15 protein-coding genes are annotated in these 16,345 nt (G+C 71.6%); 9 read left to right on the top strand and 6 right to left on the bottom strand.

Going from position 1 to position 16,345, the window contains the following annotated elements; all coding sequences use genetic code 11:
• Positions 1 to 62: 62 nt before the first annotated feature.
• From H6693_07300 to H6693_07275, 6 genes are all read left to right on the top strand, one after another.
• A complete protein-coding gene (locus H6693_07300) occupies positions 63 to 2,537 on the top strand; it encodes a trypsin-like peptidase domain-containing protein (GenBank protein ID MCB9515985.1) in 2,475 nt (824 codons plus the stop codon).
• 123 nt (positions 2,538 to 2,660) lie between these two features.
• The gene (locus tag H6693_07295) at positions 2,661 to 3,581 is read left to right on the top strand and encodes a hypothetical protein (GenBank protein MCB9515984.1); all 921 of its coding nucleotides are present in this window, start codon (positions 2,661 to 2,663) and stop codon (positions 3,579 to 3,581) included.
• Positions 3,582 to 3,589: 8 nt separating this feature from the next.
• Positions 3,590 to 4,462, top strand: coding sequence for a M23 family metallopeptidase (locus H6693_07290; GenBank protein MCB9515983.1), 873 nt, complete (start codon positions 3,590 to 3,592; stop codon positions 4,460 to 4,462).
• A 61-nt stretch (positions 4,463 to 4,523) separates the two neighbouring features.
• Positions 4,524 to 4,991, top strand: a complete 468-nt coding sequence (locus H6693_07285) for a peroxiredoxin (protein MCB9515982.1) — start codon at positions 4,524 to 4,526, stop codon at positions 4,989 to 4,991.
• Positions 4,992 to 4,993: 2 nt separating this feature from the next.
• The gene (locus H6693_07280) at positions 4,994 to 6,175 is read left to right on the top strand and encodes a pyridoxal phosphate-dependent aminotransferase (GenBank protein MCB9515981.1); all 1,182 of its coding nucleotides are present in this window, start codon (positions 4,994 to 4,996) and stop codon (positions 6,173 to 6,175) included.
• A 16-nt stretch (positions 6,176 to 6,191) separates the two neighbouring features.
• Positions 6,192 to 6,680 carry a DinB family protein gene (locus H6693_07275; GenBank protein MCB9515980.1) on the top strand — a complete coding sequence of 163 codons (489 nt, stop codon included), beginning with the start codon at positions 6,192 to 6,194 and terminating at the stop codon, positions 6,678 to 6,680.
• Here H6693_07275 and serC read toward each other — a convergent pair.
• Both serC and H6693_07265 read right to left on the bottom strand, forming a co-directional pair.
• Complete coding sequence (gene serC / locus H6693_07270) at positions 6,670 to 7,743, bottom strand: 3-phosphoserine/phosphohydroxythreonine transaminase (GenBank protein ID MCB9515979.1); 1,074 nt, start codon at positions 7,741 to 7,743, stop codon at positions 6,670 to 6,672. The two genes, H6693_07275 and serC, sit on opposite strands and share 11 nt — an antisense overlap.
• The gene (locus H6693_07265; protein MCB9515978.1) at positions 7,740 to 8,627 is read right to left on the bottom strand and encodes a hydroxyacid dehydrogenase; all 888 of its coding nucleotides are present in this window, start codon (positions 8,625 to 8,627) and stop codon (positions 7,740 to 7,742) included. Before H6693_07265 ends, serC begins: the two co-directional genes overlap by 4 nt.
• 106 nt (positions 8,628 to 8,733) lie before the next feature.
• Here H6693_07265 and H6693_07260 point away from each other — a divergent pair, with 106 nt between their 5' ends.
• On the top strand, positions 8,734 to 9,597 hold the full coding sequence (locus tag H6693_07260; GenBank protein ID MCB9515977.1) for a DMT family transporter: 864 nt from the start codon (positions 8,734 to 8,736) through the stop codon (positions 9,595 to 9,597).
• Here H6693_07260 and H6693_07255 read toward each other — a convergent pair.
• From H6693_07255 to H6693_07240, 4 genes are all read right to left on the bottom strand, one after another.
• Positions 9,594 to 10,469 carry a DMT family transporter gene (locus tag H6693_07255; GenBank protein MCB9515976.1) on the bottom strand — a complete coding sequence of 292 codons (876 nt, stop codon included), beginning with the start codon at positions 10,467 to 10,469 and terminating at the stop codon, positions 9,594 to 9,596. The genes H6693_07260 and H6693_07255 overlap by 4 nt on opposite strands.
• A 69-nt stretch (positions 10,470 to 10,538) precedes the next feature.
• Positions 10,539 to 10,955, bottom strand: coding sequence for a hypothetical protein (locus H6693_07250; protein MCB9515975.1), 417 nt, complete (start codon positions 10,953 to 10,955; stop codon positions 10,539 to 10,541).
• Positions 10,956 to 10,982: 27 nt separating this feature from the next.
• A complete protein-coding gene (locus H6693_07245; protein MCB9515974.1) occupies positions 10,983 to 11,417 on the bottom strand; it encodes a hypothetical protein in 435 nt (144 codons plus the stop codon).
• Positions 11,414 to 11,821, bottom strand: a complete 408-nt coding sequence (locus H6693_07240) for a hypothetical protein (protein MCB9515973.1) — start codon at positions 11,819 to 11,821, stop codon at positions 11,414 to 11,416. Before H6693_07240 ends, H6693_07245 begins: the two co-directional genes overlap by 4 nt.
• Positions 11,822 to 11,948: 127 nt before the next feature.
• On the opposite strand from H6693_07240, the gene H6693_07235 reads away from it, so the two are divergent.
• Entirely contained in the window at positions 11,949 to 13,703 is a 1,755-nt protein-coding gene (locus H6693_07235) for a hypothetical protein (GenBank protein ID MCB9515972.1), read from the top strand.
• 134 nt (positions 13,704 to 13,837) lie between these two features.
• Entirely contained in the window at positions 13,838 to 16,285 is a 2,448-nt protein-coding gene (locus H6693_07230; GenBank protein ID MCB9515971.1) for a choice-of-anchor L domain-containing protein, read from the top strand.
• The last annotated feature ends 60 nt before the right edge of the window (positions 16,286 to 16,345 follow it).

Genomic DNA, 16,345 nt, shown 5'->3' with positions numbered 1-16,345 from the left:
GGCGCGCTGGCCGGGCGTTTCGCGTAGGCAATGCACTACCCCCCACGACACTGGAGACGACCATGCGTCTGCTGAGACCGCTTCTCGGGCTCGCCCTTCTGCTCGCCACCGCGGCGACCGCCCTCGGCGCCACGCTTCCCGCCACCCCCGCCGCGCTGAACCACGCGCTGACGTCGCTGGAACTGGTGGATCGCTACCAGGCCCCCGTGGTCGACGCCAGCCTGGCTCGCCTCGAGGACGAGGAGCGCGAAGCGGAGGGCCTGCCCCCGCGCTTCGCGATCCCCTACCCGGTGGACGTCAACCCGGCCACCCGCGGCACCTGGGACACGCTGCCGAACGGCGATCGCGTGTGGCGGCTCCGCGTGAGCTCCCCCGGCGCGGTCAGCTTGAACCTCGGCTTCACCGTCTACGACCTGCCCGAGACGGCGCGCCTGGTGATCACCGCGGCCGACTACTCCAGCGGCCTCGAGGCCTACACCGCCGCCGACAACGCCGCGCTGGGCGAGCTGTGGACGCCGGTGCTCCTGACGGACGACATCGTGGTGGAGCTGACCGTGGCCGAGAAGGCCGTCAGCCGCGTGCTGCTCACGCTCGGCTCGATCAACGTGGGCTACCGCGGCTTCGGTCAGGATCTCGCCGCCGGCGATCGCTCGGGCTCCTGCAACGTCGACGTGGTCTGCCCCGAGGGCGACGACTGGCGTGGCGAGATCCCCGCGGTGGGCGTCATCTCCACGGGCGGCAGCACCTTCTGCACCGGCTTCATGGTGAACAACACGGCCCAGGACGGCACGCCCTACTTCATGACCGCCAACCACTGCGGAATCACCGCGGGCAACGCGGCCTCGCTCGTCGTCTACTGGAACTTCGAGAGCCCGAACTGCGGCGACCAGTGCTGCGGCTCGCTGGCCCAGCACCAGACCGGTTCCTTCTTCCGCTCGTCCTACGCGGCGTCGGACTTCACGCTGGTCGAGCTGGACGAACTGCCCAACCCCGCCTGGCTGGTGACCTACGCGGGCTGGGACAACACCAGCGCCGACCCCAGCGCGGCGATCGCGATCCACCATCCGAACACGGACGAGAAGTCGATCAGCTTCGAGTACGACCCCACCAGCACCACCAGCTACCTGAGCAACACGATCCCCGGCGACGGCACCCACATCCGCATCACGGACTGGGACCTGGGCACCACGGAGCCGGGTTCGTCGGGCTCGCCGCTCTTTAATCCGGCCCACAGGGTCGTGGGGCAGCTCCACGGCGGTTACGCGTCCTGCACGAGCCAGACCTCGGACTGGTACGGTCGCTTCTCGGTGTCCTGGACCCACGGCCTCAGCGCCTACCTGGACCCGATCGGCAGCGGCGCCACGGTCCTCGACACCTTCGACCCCGCCGCCACGGGCATGCGCGTGACCCCGGCCGACGGCCTCGTCTCCAGCGGCGACCAGGGCGGTCCCTTCACGCCCGACAGCAAGGTCTACACGGTGGAGAACGCGAGCGAGGCGAGCATCCAGTTCAGCGTCACCGATGACGCGAGCTGGGTCGACGTCACCGGCGGCGGCACGCTCGCCCCGGGCGCGACCGCCTACGTGACCGTGAGCATCAACAGCGGCGCGAACGGCCTGCCCCAGGGGCTGCAGCACGCGACGGTGCTGTTCACGAACGTCAGCACCGGCGACGGCGACACGCAGCGCAGCGTGGACCTGCAGATCGGCGCGCCGTCGCTGCAGATCAGCGAGACCTTCGACAGCAACCCCGGCTGGAGCACCCAGGGCCAGTGGGCCTTCGGCACGCCGACCGGTGGGGGCGGCGCGGATCACGGCAACGCGGATCCGTCCAGCGGCTTCACCGGCAGCTACGTCTACGGGTACAACCTGAACGGCGACTACACGAACAACATGCCGGAGTACCACCTCACCAGCACGGCCTTCGACTGCTCGAACCTCACGGCCACACAGCTCAAGTTCAAGCGCTGGCTCAACGTCGAGCAGCCGGCCTACGACCACGCCTACGTTCGCGTCAGCAACGACAACGTGAACTGGGTCGAGCTCTGGCAGAACGCCGCCGAGGTGACCGACAACGGCTGGCAGTCCATGGAGTACGACATCTCGGCGGTGGCCGACGGCCAGTCGACCGTCTACCTGCGCTGGACCATGGGCACCACGGACAGCAGCTGGCTCTTCAGCGGCTGGAACGTGGATGACGTGGAGATCTGGGGGATCAGCGGCGACGTGACCGCCGCCGGCGACGGCGCCGCGCCCCAGCGCAGCGCCCTGCTGGCCAACGTCCCCAACCCGTTCAACCCGAAGACGGAGATCCGCTACGCCGTGGCCACGGCCGGCGAGGTGCGGGTCGGCATCTTCGACGTGGCGGGCCGCCGCGTGGCGACGCTGGTCGCGGGCCACCAGGAGGCCGGCCGGCACAGCGTCACCTGGAACGGCACCGACGACAGCGGCCGCGCGCTCTCCTCGGGCGTCTACTTCGCCCGCCTCGAGACCGCCGGCGGCAGCGTCGACACGAGCAAGCTGACCTTGCTCAAGTAGCGCTCGCTAGCCGGCAGAAGTTGGCCCGGGGCAGGTGCCCCGGGCCTTCCTTTTGGGTGACCCGCGGGGCCTGTCGCGCTATCCTGCCTCCGCCGTCCCACCGGGCGGCGAGGAGGTGTGGCGATGTCCCGGCTGCTGCTCCCGCTGGTGTTGCTCGCGCTGGCAGGCTGCCAGCACTACGAGGTCGAGATCACGCTGGGCGCCGACGGCGGCGGCAGCCGCAGCGTGGAGCTGCGCGGCGACGTCCCCGGCCCCACGCCCGAGACCTCGGCCTCGCGGCTGCGGCTGGGCTTCTCCCTCGACGAGTCCGCCGGCTGGCGGCAGGTCGCCAGCGAGGACGACCCGCGCCGGCTCGTCTTCCGCCGCGAGCGCCGCGTGTCCGCGGCCGGCGACTGGCCCTCCTTCGACGGCGAGATCGCGATCCCGGGACGCGCCGGCGCGCTGCCCGCCGACGGGGACGTCCTCCTGAGCAACCAGGTCGAGGTGCAGCTCGACGAGACGCCGGGGCGGCGCAGCCTCAGCTACCGCGAGCGCTTCACCTGGAGCGGCATCCTGCCGGCGGCGAGCGGGATCGTCGCCGACGTGGTGACGGCCGCGCTCGAGGACGCCATCGAGGGGCTCAACCCGCTCGAGCGCGCCGAACTGCACGGCCTCGCGGCCGGCGCCGCCCAGCGCTACCTCGCGCTGGAGCAGGCGGAGTCCAGCGAGGCGGCCTACCACACCTTCGTCGGCGCCCTCGCCACGCAGATGCACGCGGTGCTCGCGCCGGGACATCCCGCGCTGACCACCACGCGCCTGGCGGCTCTGCTGGACGGCGTGCTCGGCGAGAGCAGCGAGGCGGGCGACGCCGCCTTCGAGGCGCTCCTGCCGGGCGCCGACCTCGTGGCGACCAGCGACCTCACCCTGCACCTCACGCTGCCCGGCCCGGTGCTGGAGAGCAATGCCGACAGCGTCGACGGCAACCGCGCCACCTGGCGCTTCGGCCTGAGCCAGGCGCTGCTGGAGCCCGTGCAGCTCTACGCTCGCACCGAGTTCACGCCCTAGGAGAGTCCATGCGCCTTCGCGCCGCCGCGTTCGTCATTCTGCTCGCTCTCGCGCCGCGCGCGACGGCGGTGGGCGAACTCCTGCTCGACTGCCCCGAGCGCGTGGACGAGGGCACGGCCTTCGTGATCGCCGTTGCGGCCGACACCGGCACCGACTCGTTGCGCGTGGACTGGCTCGGCGAAACCCTGCGGCCGGCGCTGCTGCCCGGGCCCGGCGGGCTCGAGGCGCGCGCGGTGCTGGGCATGGGCATGCACGAGCGTCTCGACGGGGACGTCCACACGCTCACGGTCACGGCCTGGCGGCGCGGCGTGGCGCAGCGCGTCACGCAGGGCATCGCGCGCGAGCCCCGCGACTACCCCGAGCAGCATCTCGAGGTCGCGCAGGAGTTCAACGAGATGTCCCCCGAGAAGCTGGAGCGCATCCGCAAGGAGCAGGCCGCCACGCGCGAGGCCCTGCGCCGCGTCACCCCTTCGCCGCGCTGGCCGCTGCCGCTGAGCCGTCCCGTGGCGGGCCGGACCACCAGCGACTTCGGCCTGCGGCGCTTCTTCAACGGCGAGCCCAAGAATCCGCACACGGGCGTGGATTTCGGGGCGAAGGCGGGGACGCCGGTGAGCGTCTGCGCGGACGGCGTCGTGATCCTCACCGGCGAGCACTACTTCGCGGGCAACTGCGTCTACGTGGACCACGGCGACGGCCTGGTGAGCATGTACTACCACCTCTCGGCCATCGGTGTGACGGTGGGCCAGCCGCTGCGCCGCGGCGAGATCCTGGGCCGCGTCGGCGCCACCGGCCGCGTGACGGCCGCGCACCTGCACTGGGGCGTCAGCGCGCAGGGTCAGCTGGTGGATCCGCTGCTGCTGATGGACCCCGCCGAGCGCTAGCCCCCTGGCGCCGAGGCGCTCCCGCCGCTATGCTGCCCGAACCCTCACGAAAGGAGACGCCATGCCCAGCGCCAAGCTGCCGGCGTTCAAGCTGGAGAACCAGGACGGCGAGACCGTCAAGCACACGGACCTTCGCGGCGAGCAGTGGGTGCTCTTCGCCTTTCCCAAGGCGGCCACCAGCGGCTGCACCGTGCAGGCGCTCGGCATGAAGGAGCAGGCGAGCTTCTTGGCCCGGCACGGCGTGAAGGTGCTCGGCCTCAGCCCCGACAAGCCCGCCGCGCTGGCCAAGTGGAAGGCCAAGGAGAAGTTCCCCTTCGATTTCCTCTCCGACCCCGAGCACACGCTGCTCGAAGCCCTCGGCGCCTGGGGCGAGAAGTCGATGTACGGCAAGAAGTACATGGGCGTGATCCGCTCGCACTGGATCGTGGACCCGCAGGGCAAGATCCTCGACGCCCAGGTGAAGGTGAGCCCCAAGGACAGCGTCAGCCGCGCGCGCGACTTCGTGGCCGGCCAGCGCGAGACCTCCTAGCGGTGGGACGTCCGGCGGACGTCGCCGCGCGCGACTTCAAGCCCACGCTCTTCAACCGCATCAGCGCGGCCATCGCGGCGGGCGCGGGCGCGGGACGCGGCGACGCGCCCATCGCGCTCCACGTGGGCGACACCTGGCTCGACCTGCCGCCCGAGCTGGGCACGCCGCTCGCCGGCGAGGACGAACCCTGGGCCGAGCGCCTCTCGCGCTACGGCGACACCCAGGGGGAACCGGAGCTGCGGCGGCGTCTCGTCGCCAAGCTGCGCGCGCGCAACGCGCTGCCCGTGAGCGATCCGCGCGAGATCCAGGTGACCTTCGGCTCCACGGGCGCGCTCTTCCTCGCGATGACGCGCCTGCTCGAGCCCGGCGACGAGATCCTCACCCTCGCCCCCGAGTGGACCATGCTCAAGGTGGTGGCCTCGGCGGCGAGGATGCGCCTCGTGGAGGTGCCCTGCTTCGATCGTCTCGCGGTGGACCCGGCGGGCGACCTCGGCGGCTGGCTGGCCGCGGCGCTGACGCCCCGCACCCGCGCGATCTACTTCAACAGCCCGAACAACCCCACCGGCGTCATGCTGCGCCGCGCGCAGCTCGAGGCGCTGGCCCACTTCGCCCGCGAGCACGACCTCTGGGTGCTCGCCGACGAGGCCTACGAGGACTTCGTCTGGTGCGAGGAGCCCTACCTCAGCATCGCCGCGCTGCCCGGCATGTTCGAGCGGACGGTGAGCATCTTCAGCGCGTCCAAGAGCTACGCGGCCGCGGGACTGCGCCTGGGCTACGCCGCGGCGCCGCGCGGGGTCATCGCCACGCTCAACCCCGGCCAGGTGGCCGCGGGCTACGAGCCCAACCGCCCCGCGCAGGTGATGGCGATCCGCGCCCTCGCCGCGCACGACGCGATCCGGGGCAGGCTGCGCGAAACCTACCGGCAGGGTCTCGAGGCCGCGCTGACGACGCTGCGCGTCCCGCACCTGCCCGCCGACGGCGGCTACTACCTGTTCCTGGATCTGCGCGAGCGGTGGGCCGGGCTCGGCGAGGACGCCAAGCTCGAGCGCATGCTCGGGGCCGGCGTGATCGTCAGCCCGGGCGAGCACTTCGGCGCCGACTACGACGGCTGGGCGCGCTTCTGCTTCACGTCCGAACCCCCCGAGCGCGTGGCCGAGGCCGCGCGCCGCGCGAACCAACTCTAGGCCGAAAGGACGTCCCGTGCACGTCGACACCCTGAAGCTGCAACTCGGCTACGCCCAGCATCTCCTGGCGGCGAGCCTCGCCGACGTCACGCAGGCCGAGAGCCTGCGGCGGCCCGAGGGCGGGGGCAACAGCATCAACTGGCTGGCCGGGCATCTGCTCGACGCGCGCAACGGCGTGCTCAAGCTGCTCGGCGCGGCGCCTGTCATGGACGAAGCCCGCCTCGCGCCCTACCGGCGCGGGTCGACGGGGCAGGCCGAGGCCGCTGGCGCCCTGGACCTGGATTCGCTGCGCGACGCGCTGGCCGCGAGCCATGCCGCGATCAAGGCGGGACTCGGCGCCGTCCCGGAGGAGCGCCTGCGCGAGGCGGCGCCGTTCAGTCCTTTCGGCAGGGACGACGAGACCGTCGGCACGCTCCTGGCAGGCGTGGTCTTTCACGAGTGCTATCACGTGGGACAGGTGGGCATTCTCCGGCGCGAGCTCGGCAAGCCGGGGATCATCCGCTAGTCCGCGCGAACTCCCCCATGAACGCGGCCAGCACGCGCGCGCTCTCCAGCGGCAGGCCGTTGTAGAGGCTGGCGCGGCAGCCCCCCACGCTGCGGTGGCCCTTGAGGCCGATCAGGCCCGCGGCCCCGGCGGCGGCGAGGAAGCGCGCCTCGAGCGTCTCGTCCGGCAGGCGGAAGACCACGTTCATCGACGAACGCTGCGCCACGGGCACCGGACAGCGGTAGAAGCCGCCGCTGTCGTCGATCGCCGCGTAGATCAGCGCCGCTCGCTCGGCAGCGCGGCGGGCCGCGCCGTCGATCCCGCCCTCGCGCTCCATCCAGGCCATCACGAGGCCGAGCACGTAGACGGCGAAGACCGGGGGCGTGTTGGCCAGCGAGTCCTGCGCCGCGTGCACGCCATAGTCCAGGTAGCTCGGCAGCGCGCGCCCCGAGCGGCCCAGCAGCGACTCGTGGACGATCACCACCGTCACACCGGCCGGACCCGCGTTCTTCTGCGCGCCGGCGTAGGCCAGGCCGAGTCGCGCCACGGGCAGCGGCCGGCTGAGAAAGTCCGAGCTGACGTCCATCACGAGCGGCGCGCCGCCGCTGGACGGATACTCCGGCCACTGCAAGCCGCCGATGGTCTCGTTGCTCGTGAGGTGCAGGTAGGCGGCGTCCGGGTCCGGGGTGAACTCGCCCGCCTCGGGCAGACGGCCGTCGTCGTCCCAGACGGCGCGGACCTGGCCCACGCGACCCGCGTCGGCGAAGGCCTTGCGGCCCCAGGCGCCGCTGAGCAGGTAGTCCGCGCGACCGCGCTCGGGCAGCAGGTTCAGCGGCAGCATGGCGAACTGCAGCGTCGCGCCGCCGCCGAGGAAGAGGACGCGGAACGCGTCGTCCAGCCCGAGCAGGGCGCGCAGGCGGCGCTGCGCCTCGGTGTGCAGGGCGCGGTAGGCGTCCCCGCGGTGGCTGATCTCGAGCAGCGACATGCCCCGGCCCTGGTAGTCCAGCAGCTCGGCCTGGGCCTGCTCGAGCACGGCGAGGGGTAGCGCGGCGGGGCCCGCCCCGAAGTTGTGCGCGCGCGTCACGGCGTTTCCTCCCGGCGGTAGGCGCTGACCAGGGCGACGATCTCGTCGCCGATGCGGGCCAGGTTCTCGGCGCTGCTCGCCCCCAGATGCGGCGTCATGATGACGCCCGGCGCGGTCAGCAGCGGGCAGTCCGGCGGCGGCGGATCGCTGGGCCAGACGTCGGTCGCATAGGCGCGCAGGCGGCCCGCGCGCAGGGCCGCCGCGACGGCGTCCAGGTCCACGCAGTCGCTGCGCCCCGTGTTGACGATCGCCGCGCCAGGCCGGAGGCGGGCGAGGGCCTCCGCGCCCAGGATGCCGCGGGTCTGGTCGTTCAGCGGCAGGTGCAGCGACACGTAGTCGGCGGCGGCGAGGAGCTCGTCGAGACTGGGCAGCAGCGTGGCGTCCTCGCTCGTGTCGAGATAGGGATCGTGGGCCAGCACGCGCATGCCGAAGGCGCGGGCGCGGCGCGCCACCTGGCGGCCGATGTTGCCGAGCCCCAGCAGCCCCAGGGTCTTGCCGTGCAGCTCCGTGCGCGACAGCTGGCTCTTCAGCCACTGCCCGCCGGCCATGCCCACGTGGCCCTCCACCAGGCGCGTGGGAATGGCGAGCAGCAGCGCCATCGCCAGCTCGGCAACGGCGATGGCCGAGGCGCGCGGCGTGTTCCTGACGGCGATGCCGCGCGCCGCCGCGGCGGTCTGGTCCACGTTGTCCAGGCCCACGCCGCCGCGGATCACCAGCTTGAGATTCGGCGCGCGCGCGATGAGCGCCGCGTCGCAGCGGGTCTTGCTGCGGACGATGAGCAGCTCGGCGGCGGCGATGTCGTCCAGCGACTCGCTCACCGTGCCGAAGGCGGCGAGGCGGCGGGGCAGTTCGGCGTCGAAGCGGTCGGCGATCAGGATGTGCACGGCGGTCCTGTCCTCCCGGCTGAGTCCGCCGGGAGATTAGCAGAGTTCGGGCCATGCCGCCGCAATCAAGCGTCGTTGGCGCGCCACCCATGTGCTAGAAGAAGCCATGAGCCAGCAGCGCCGCGCCACCCTTCTTGGCCTCGCCGCCGTCCTCCTCTGGTCGACGGTGGCCACGGCCTTCGCGCTCAGCCTCCGCCGCCTCACGCCGGTGCAGCTGCTCGTCTACTCGACGGCCGTGGCGACCCTGGTGCTGGGCGGCCTCGCGGCGCTCCGCGGCGAGTGGCCGGCGCTGCGGCGCGCGCCGCGGCGGGAGATCCTGCGGGCGCTGGGGCTGGGGATCGTCAATCCCTGCCTCTACTACCTGGTGCTCTTCACGGCCTATGCGCGCCTGCCGGCCCAGGTGGCCCAGCCGCTCAACTACACCTGGGCGCTCACGCTGGGCCTCTTGAGCATCCCCCTGCTCGGACAGCGCTTCCGGCCGCGGCTGCTCCTGGCCGGCCTCGTGGCCTACGCCGGCGTGCTGGTGATCTCGCGGCAGGGGGCGGGCGGCCCCGCCGACGCCTTCGGCGTCGCGCTCGCTCTCGGCTCGACCCTGCTCTGGGCGCTCTACTGGATCGGCAACACGAAGAGCGCGCTGCCCCCCACGGCGGGGCTCTTTCTCAACTTCGCGGCGGGGTTGCCGGCGGTGGCGCTGGTCTGCGCGCTGACGGACGGCTTCGTCCCCGCCGACTGGCGCGGCCTCTGGGGCGCGCTCTACGTGGGCACGGTGGAGATGGGCTTCACCTTCGCGCTCTGGCTCGGCGCGCTTAAGCTGGCCGACAGCGCGGCGCGCGTGGCCAATCTCATCTTCCTCGCGCCCTTCCTGTCGCTGGTCTTCATCGCGCGGGTGGCCGGCGAGACGATCCAGCCCGGCACCCTGGTGGGGCTGGTCTTGATCGTCGGCGGACTGCTGATCCAGGCCCGGGACTAGCCCAGCGTCACCAGCGCGATGCCGCCGAGCGCCAGCACGGCCGCCACCAGCTTGCGAGGGGTGAAGGGCTCGCGCAGGAAGAGCGTGGCCAGCAGCAGGACGAAGATGGTGCTGGTCTGGTTCAGCACGGCCGCCGCGCCGGCCTGCGCGTACTTCATGCCGCCGATCCAGAGCAGCAGCGCGAGGCAGGAGCCGAGCAGCGCGCCGGGGACGCTGAAGCGCCAGTTAGTCGCAGGGCGGAAGACGCCGAGCAGCCGGCGGCGACGCGGATGCAGCAGCGCCACCGGCACCATGAAGGCGAAGGTGGACACCTGGCGCACCGTGGTGGCCCAGAGCACCGGCGTCCGCTCCAGCACGGGCTTGGCCCAGACGATGGCCAGCCCCATCGTCCCCATGGCGGACACGCCGTAGATGATCCCCATGATCAGCCCGCGCCGGTCCAGACCTTCGGGCAGCCGTGCGCGCGAGGTCATCAGCACGGCCGTGACCACCAGCACCATGCCGAGCAGCTGCCAGAGGCTCAGCCGCTCGCCCAGGAGCAGGAAGGCGAAGCCCACGATGAAGGGCGAGTACATGCAGTCGACGATGGACGTGAGCCCCGCGCCCAGCCGATTCAGCGCCCGGTGGAAGAAGGTGTCCGCCACGGCGATGCCCAGCACGCCCGAGGCCGCCAGGATCGCGTAGTCAGTCCAGGGCAGCGGGCGCCAGAGCTGCTGGCGGCTCAGGATCAGCAGCGGGACGAACACCACCAGCGACACGCCCACGCGAAACAGATTCAGCGCGAACGGCGAGATGCTCTCCACCGAGCGCTTGAACAGGATGACGGCGAACGCCCACACCACCGCCGCCCCGATCGCGTACAGCTCGCCCATGGCACTCCTGCCGCTGAGGAAGGACGTAGGGTGCGTCAAGGGACCCGCGGATGCAAGGGAATAGGCCCGTTAGCCTCCCCAGAGCGGGGGATCCGTCGCCAGCCAGATCAGAACGGCCGCGAAGGCAGCAGCGGCGACGATGACTGCCCCCGCCGCTCCGCTCCGCGCGCGGCCCTCCAGCTCGCTCTGTCCCGCGCGCAGCGCCGTGACCGTTGCGAGCGGCAGGCGTTGCAGGCCCTCGGGCGGTTGTCGCAGGGTCGCGCTGCGCGCGGCCACCACCAGCGTGTCGTTCTCCAGCGCGATGAAGTAGCCATGCCCGGTGCTGCCGTCGTCGAGCCACCACCGCACCGGCGCGTTGGTCGGGATCGCGGCGAGGGCGGAGCCGTCCGGGTCGTCCGCCGGTACGATCTGCCGCTCCTGGTACGCCGGCGCGCAGGCCGCGCAGAGGAGCGACAGGAGGATCAGGACCCGGAACGATTGGCGCACGGCTTACCCCCGCGTTCGGGTTTGGCGTCAGTAGGTGGACCAGCCGCTCGAGGACGAGAACGAGATAGCCAGCGCGACGACGAACACGGTGGCCGTGACCAGGGTCACGCCGAGCACGCCCAGCACGATCGGCTCGCCGCGCGGATCCCAGCGCTTCAGCTCCACCAGCTCGGCGACGGGAATCCGCTGATCCCATCCGCCCGGCACTTCGAGATCGATGCGGCGGCTCGCGAGAACCAGCGTGTCCGGCGTGGCCGCGACCAGGAAGCCCCGACCGGCGCGGCCATCCTCGAGGCGCCAGTGGACGCGCTCGCCCAGTTCCAGATCCAGCGCCATGGGCGCCGGCGCGCCCGCGTCGGCCATGTCGGGCAACAGCACTGGCTGACGAAGCGGTGACGAGCAGCCCTGGAGACCGGCCAGCGCCAGGCAGAGCAGGGCCAGTGTGCGTCGCGCCGGCTTCACGGCAGGCTCACCCAGGTAGTCAGCGCGAGACCCAGGGCGATGAGGAGGTAGTCGCGCAAGGGGAGCCAAGGGGTCCAGGCCATGAGGGTGCAGCGCTCGATGTCGGCCAGGGGAACCGAGAGAATGGGATGCGCCGCGCGGGGCAGCGGCCGCGCCGAATCCCCCGGGCCGCGGAAGACGCGCAGCCAGAGCGCGTCCGGCCCCACCTGCTCGAGCTTGCCCTGGAGCCGCCTGCCGTCGACGAGATCGATCTCCAGCAGGTCGCCGGGCTCCACGGGCCTGCCCGCGATGCGCGCGAAGGCGTCGCCCCCGGCGTTGTCCTCCACCAGCACGCTGCGTGTGGTGCCGCAGCCGGTCGTGGCCAGCAGCAGCATAAGTCCTGCGAGTTTCCAGAAGGGCCGCATCGTCACCTCCCCCGACGAATGATGTCTTCCGGCCGCGCGGGCTGTCAACCGCCGTCACGGTTGAGGCCGGGGGAGTCCACGCGCTATAATTGGGGGCCGCCACGCCTTCACCCCGGGAGGACCCGCCATGCGTCGCCTCTTTGCCGCCGTCTGCCTGCTCGCGCTCGCCAGCCCCGCGCTCGCCACCGCTCCCGCGCCCGACCCCGCCACCGACTCGAGCGCCGACTGGCAGCTCTGGCTGGACGGCGGACCGCGCGGTGATCGCGTCATGCCGGCGCCGCTCGGCCCCTTCAACTACCTGCGCGAGTTCGACCAGATCGTCGGCTTTCTGGCCGACTGGCAGGTGAGCGACCCCGACTCCAGCGACTACGGCGGCGAGATCGAGGCCGAGGCGGGCTATCTCGGCGACGTCATCCAGACCGACAACACGCTCGAGTCCATCTGGTGCTGGTCGCGCTACAAGCAGCTCACGGGCAGCACGGCCTACGACGACAACATCGCCGCGGCCTGGGTCTACTCCACCAACTACCCGGCCTGGCTCGAGGAAGGCGCCGCCGGAGACGACTACTATCGCGTCCACAACTGCGCCTGGGGGCTCACGGCCGTGCTGATGTACGCGGAAGCCACCGGCGATCACTCCTACGACGCCTACGCCGAGACCTGCGCGCAGTACATCGTCGACCATCCGCTGGTCATCGACGGCACCGTGTGGAACCAGCGCCTGGACGCCTTCTGCAAGGGCTGGGCGGCCGGCAATCTGTACATCTTCTCGGAGGCCACGGGCAACCTGACCTACCGCGACAGCGCGCTGATCCAGGGCGACGACGTCCTCGCCTGGATCGACGCCGCGCCCGCCGCCAACCTGGCCGCCGAGTACTGGGCGATGAGCAGCGGCACGGCGCTCTGGGGCGTCTGCAACTCCGTGTTCGCCTACGACCCCGCCTACGGCCAGAACTGGCTCGCGACGAACGCCCAGTACGTGGACACCTGGCAGGACTGGTACAGCGTCCCCGGTTACGACTGGGACGTCGCCTGGAACGTGGCCTACGGCAACGCGCACTTCGCGATCTACGACCTCACCGGCGACCCGGCCCACCTGGGCTACGCCAAGACCATCATGGACGCGCTGCTCAGCTACGACACGGACGACGACGGCGGCATCGTCTCGCAGAGCACCGATCCCGTGACCGAGGACATGACCTGGGTCACGAACTACCTCTGCAAGTTCGGCGTGGACCGGCTGATGGGCGACGTCTACACCAACGACACCGGCGTGCTTCGCTTCGGCGGCCTCGTGGACGGCCAGCAGTTCGGGCCGGGCGAGACGATCCCCATCGTGATCCAGGCCACGAACTTCGGCCTCGCGGGGCAGACCGGCGTCACGGTGGAGCTCGAGGGCGACTACGGCACCGGCAGCTGGACGCGCAACCTGCCCTTCGTGGCCGTGGACACGCTCGTGGTGAACCCGGCCTGGACGCCGCCCACGCCCGGCAGCTACACGCTGACCGCGCGCACCGTGCTCGCCGGTGACGAGAACCCCGCCAACGACGCGCTCACGATCACCGTCCACTACGACTGGCCGGTGGGCGTGCCCGAGCTGGGCGTCTTCGCCGAGGCGCCGCGCGTCACGACGAACCCCTTCCGCGAAGGCACCGGCCTGCGCTTCGCGCTCGCCGCGCCCGCCTCGGTCCGGCTCGAGATCTTCGACGTGAGCGGCCGCCGCGTCGCCACCCCGGTCGCCCGCCGTTTCGACGGCGGCGCGCAGGTCCTCCAGTGGGACGGCCGCGGCGCCGACGGCCAGACCCTCCCCGCCGGGCTCTACCTCTACCGCCTCGCGGCCGACGAGGCACGGCACAGCGGCAAGCTGCTCAAACTCCGCTAGTTGCCCGAACAAGCTCCCGCCCGGGGCGGCGCGTGCCGCTCCGGGCTTTCCATTGCGCTCAAGTTTCCCCGCGCTCCTTCCGATAGCCCAGGCGACGTCACCGCGACATGGCCCGTGAGACGGAAGGAGACCCCGTGCGCGCGATTCTCATCAGCCGGAGCCTGGCGATCTCGGCCTTCGCCGCCGCCCTCAGCCTCGGCGGCTGCTCCGACAGCCCGACCACCAGCAGCCAGAATCCGGGCGAGAACCCCGGCGGCCCCGCGATCAGCCTGCTGGAGCCGCTCAGCCTGAACCGCCAGGTGCTGCTCGTGGACACGCTGGACGACCTCACGGCCACGCTCAAGGCCGAGGCCCCCACCGGCTACACCCTGGACAGCGTGACCCTGCACAGCCTGGACGCGGACGACAACTCCGTCGCCGTGCTGGCCACGCTCCGCGACGTGGGCGACGCCGCCGACGGCGACATGGTGGCCGGCGACAAGATCTTCGCCGGCGTGGCGCCGAACCTGAGCTACCCGGATCCCCAGATCCTGCGCGTGGCGGCCCACCTCCAGGCCAGCGGCAGCACCGGCGGCTCCCTCGAGCTGTGGACCGAAGCGCGCGAGTTGCCCGTGCTGAGCACGGACCTCGTCTTCACGCACGGGCCCGACGCGACGCCCCAGGGCCTCACCACGGGCGTGAGCACCGACCTCCGCGTGGTCACCGAGCTGATGGTGGCCGACTCGCTCACGCTGGACAGCGTGGACCTCTACCGGGTCACCTCCACGGGCGACAGCGTCGAGCTGCTCTCGCCGCTGCGCGACAACGGCGACCTGACCAACGGCGACGAGATCCAGGCCGACGGCAACTACACCACCATCGTCGAGGGCATGTTCATCGTCGCGCCGCAGACGCTCTACCTCCGCGCGCTGGCCACGGCCACGAGCGTCACCGGGACCACGCACACGAGCTGGTCGGTGATCGCCGAACTGCCCGTGCGCTACCCGCCCACCGAGGGCCTGGTGAACGTGGCGCTCAGCTATCAGGACTCCATCGAGACGCGCTGGCAGGACGCCATCGACGCCAGCGAGGACCTCGAGGCCACGCGCGACGCCTTGCTGAGCTGGCTCGACGGCCAGGACCACGTGGTGGACGCCTATCTCGCGCCCGACCGCGGCAGCCTCTGGGCCGTCTACAACAACGGCTTCGAGGCGGGCGTGCTGCTGGCCGACCCGGCGGACGGCCCCCTCTATGGTACGAGTGGGGGCGCGGGCATCGCCGACGCGCCCGTGCGCCCGCACCGCGACCCGGCGACCACGGCCCCGCTGATGAGCGTGGGCGTGCCGGCGCGGCCCGTCAGCGGAAACGACGACCGCAACCTGGGCGACCCGGACGAGGTGGACTCGAACCTGGCCCTCGTCTACAGCCCCTTCGCCACCTGGCTGGAGGGCCTGGGCGGGACGGATCCCGCGAGCACGGTGGCCACGCTCTTCGACGACGCGCACTGCCCCAGCTTCGGCGTCGACTACCTGCGCGACGCGGAGGCGACCGTGGACGCCCTGCGCGATCTCTATCGCTACGGCGCGGTGAGCATCTTCACGCACTCGGCGCAGCTGGCCGGCGGCGAGCTGGCCCTCCTCACGGGCGAGGAGGTGGACTACGAGCGCTGCCTGGCCCACTCCTGGGACCTCTTCGACAGCCATCCGAGCATGTGCATCGTGCGGACGGACGGCCGCAGCGTCTTCGCGGTGAAGGCGGGCTTCGTGGCGAAGTACAACCATCGGTTCCCGAACAGCATCATCCAGATCGCGGCCTGCGACGTGAGCGCGAACAACATCTGGCCGCTCGCGTTCATGGAGAGCGGCGTGGGCTACCTCACCACCTTCGACGGCAGCGTCACGGTGGACTTCGCCAACGAGGCCTCGCTGGCCTTCTGGAGCAACCTGCTGGAGAACGGTGACCGCAGCGGCGCGGCCTACGAGGCGTCGCCGCAGGTGGATCCGGGCCATCGCCACGCGGCCTTCACGGCCACGGGCAACCCGATGCTCTTCTACGGCCAGGAGCTGCAGAACGGCGGCTTCGAGCTGGGCACCCTGGCCGCCTGGGACGTGGCCGGCGACGGCCGCGTCATCTCGCGCCTGGACGACCAGCTGCCCATCGACGGCAACGCCATGGGCATCATCTCCACGGGCCTCGGCTACACGCTGAACACCGGCGAGATCAACCAGGTGGTCTGCGTGCCCGCCACGGCCACGCAGCTGAGCTTCCACTACAACTTCTTCAGCGAGGAATTCCTCGAGTGGTGCGGCTCGGGCTACCAGGACTACTTCCAGGTGAGCGTGATCAACGGCGTCGGCACGGAGACCGTGATCTTCTACATCGAAGTCGACAACATGTGCGACTCGGTCTATCCGGCCAACATCCAGTTCGATCAGGGCCCGCTGGGCGACGACAACGGCGTCTACTACACCGGCTGGCGCCAGCTCGGCCTCGACCTGACACCCTGGGCCGGTCAGACCGTGACGCTCCGTTTCGCCGCGGGGGACATCGGCGACAGCATCTTCGATTCGGCGATCCTGATCGACGCCATCAGCATCGAATAGCGCGCAGAGAGAGGGTCAGACGCACGGCGGCCGCGGGGGTGACCCCGCGGCCGTCTTGTC

This window comes from Candidatus Latescibacterota bacterium, from assembly GCA_020633725.1.
Taxonomy (GTDB): domain Bacteria; phylum Krumholzibacteriota; class Krumholzibacteriia; order JACNKJ01; family JACNKJ01; genus VGXI01.
This window is presented reverse-complemented; position numbering and strand designations above follow the sequence as displayed.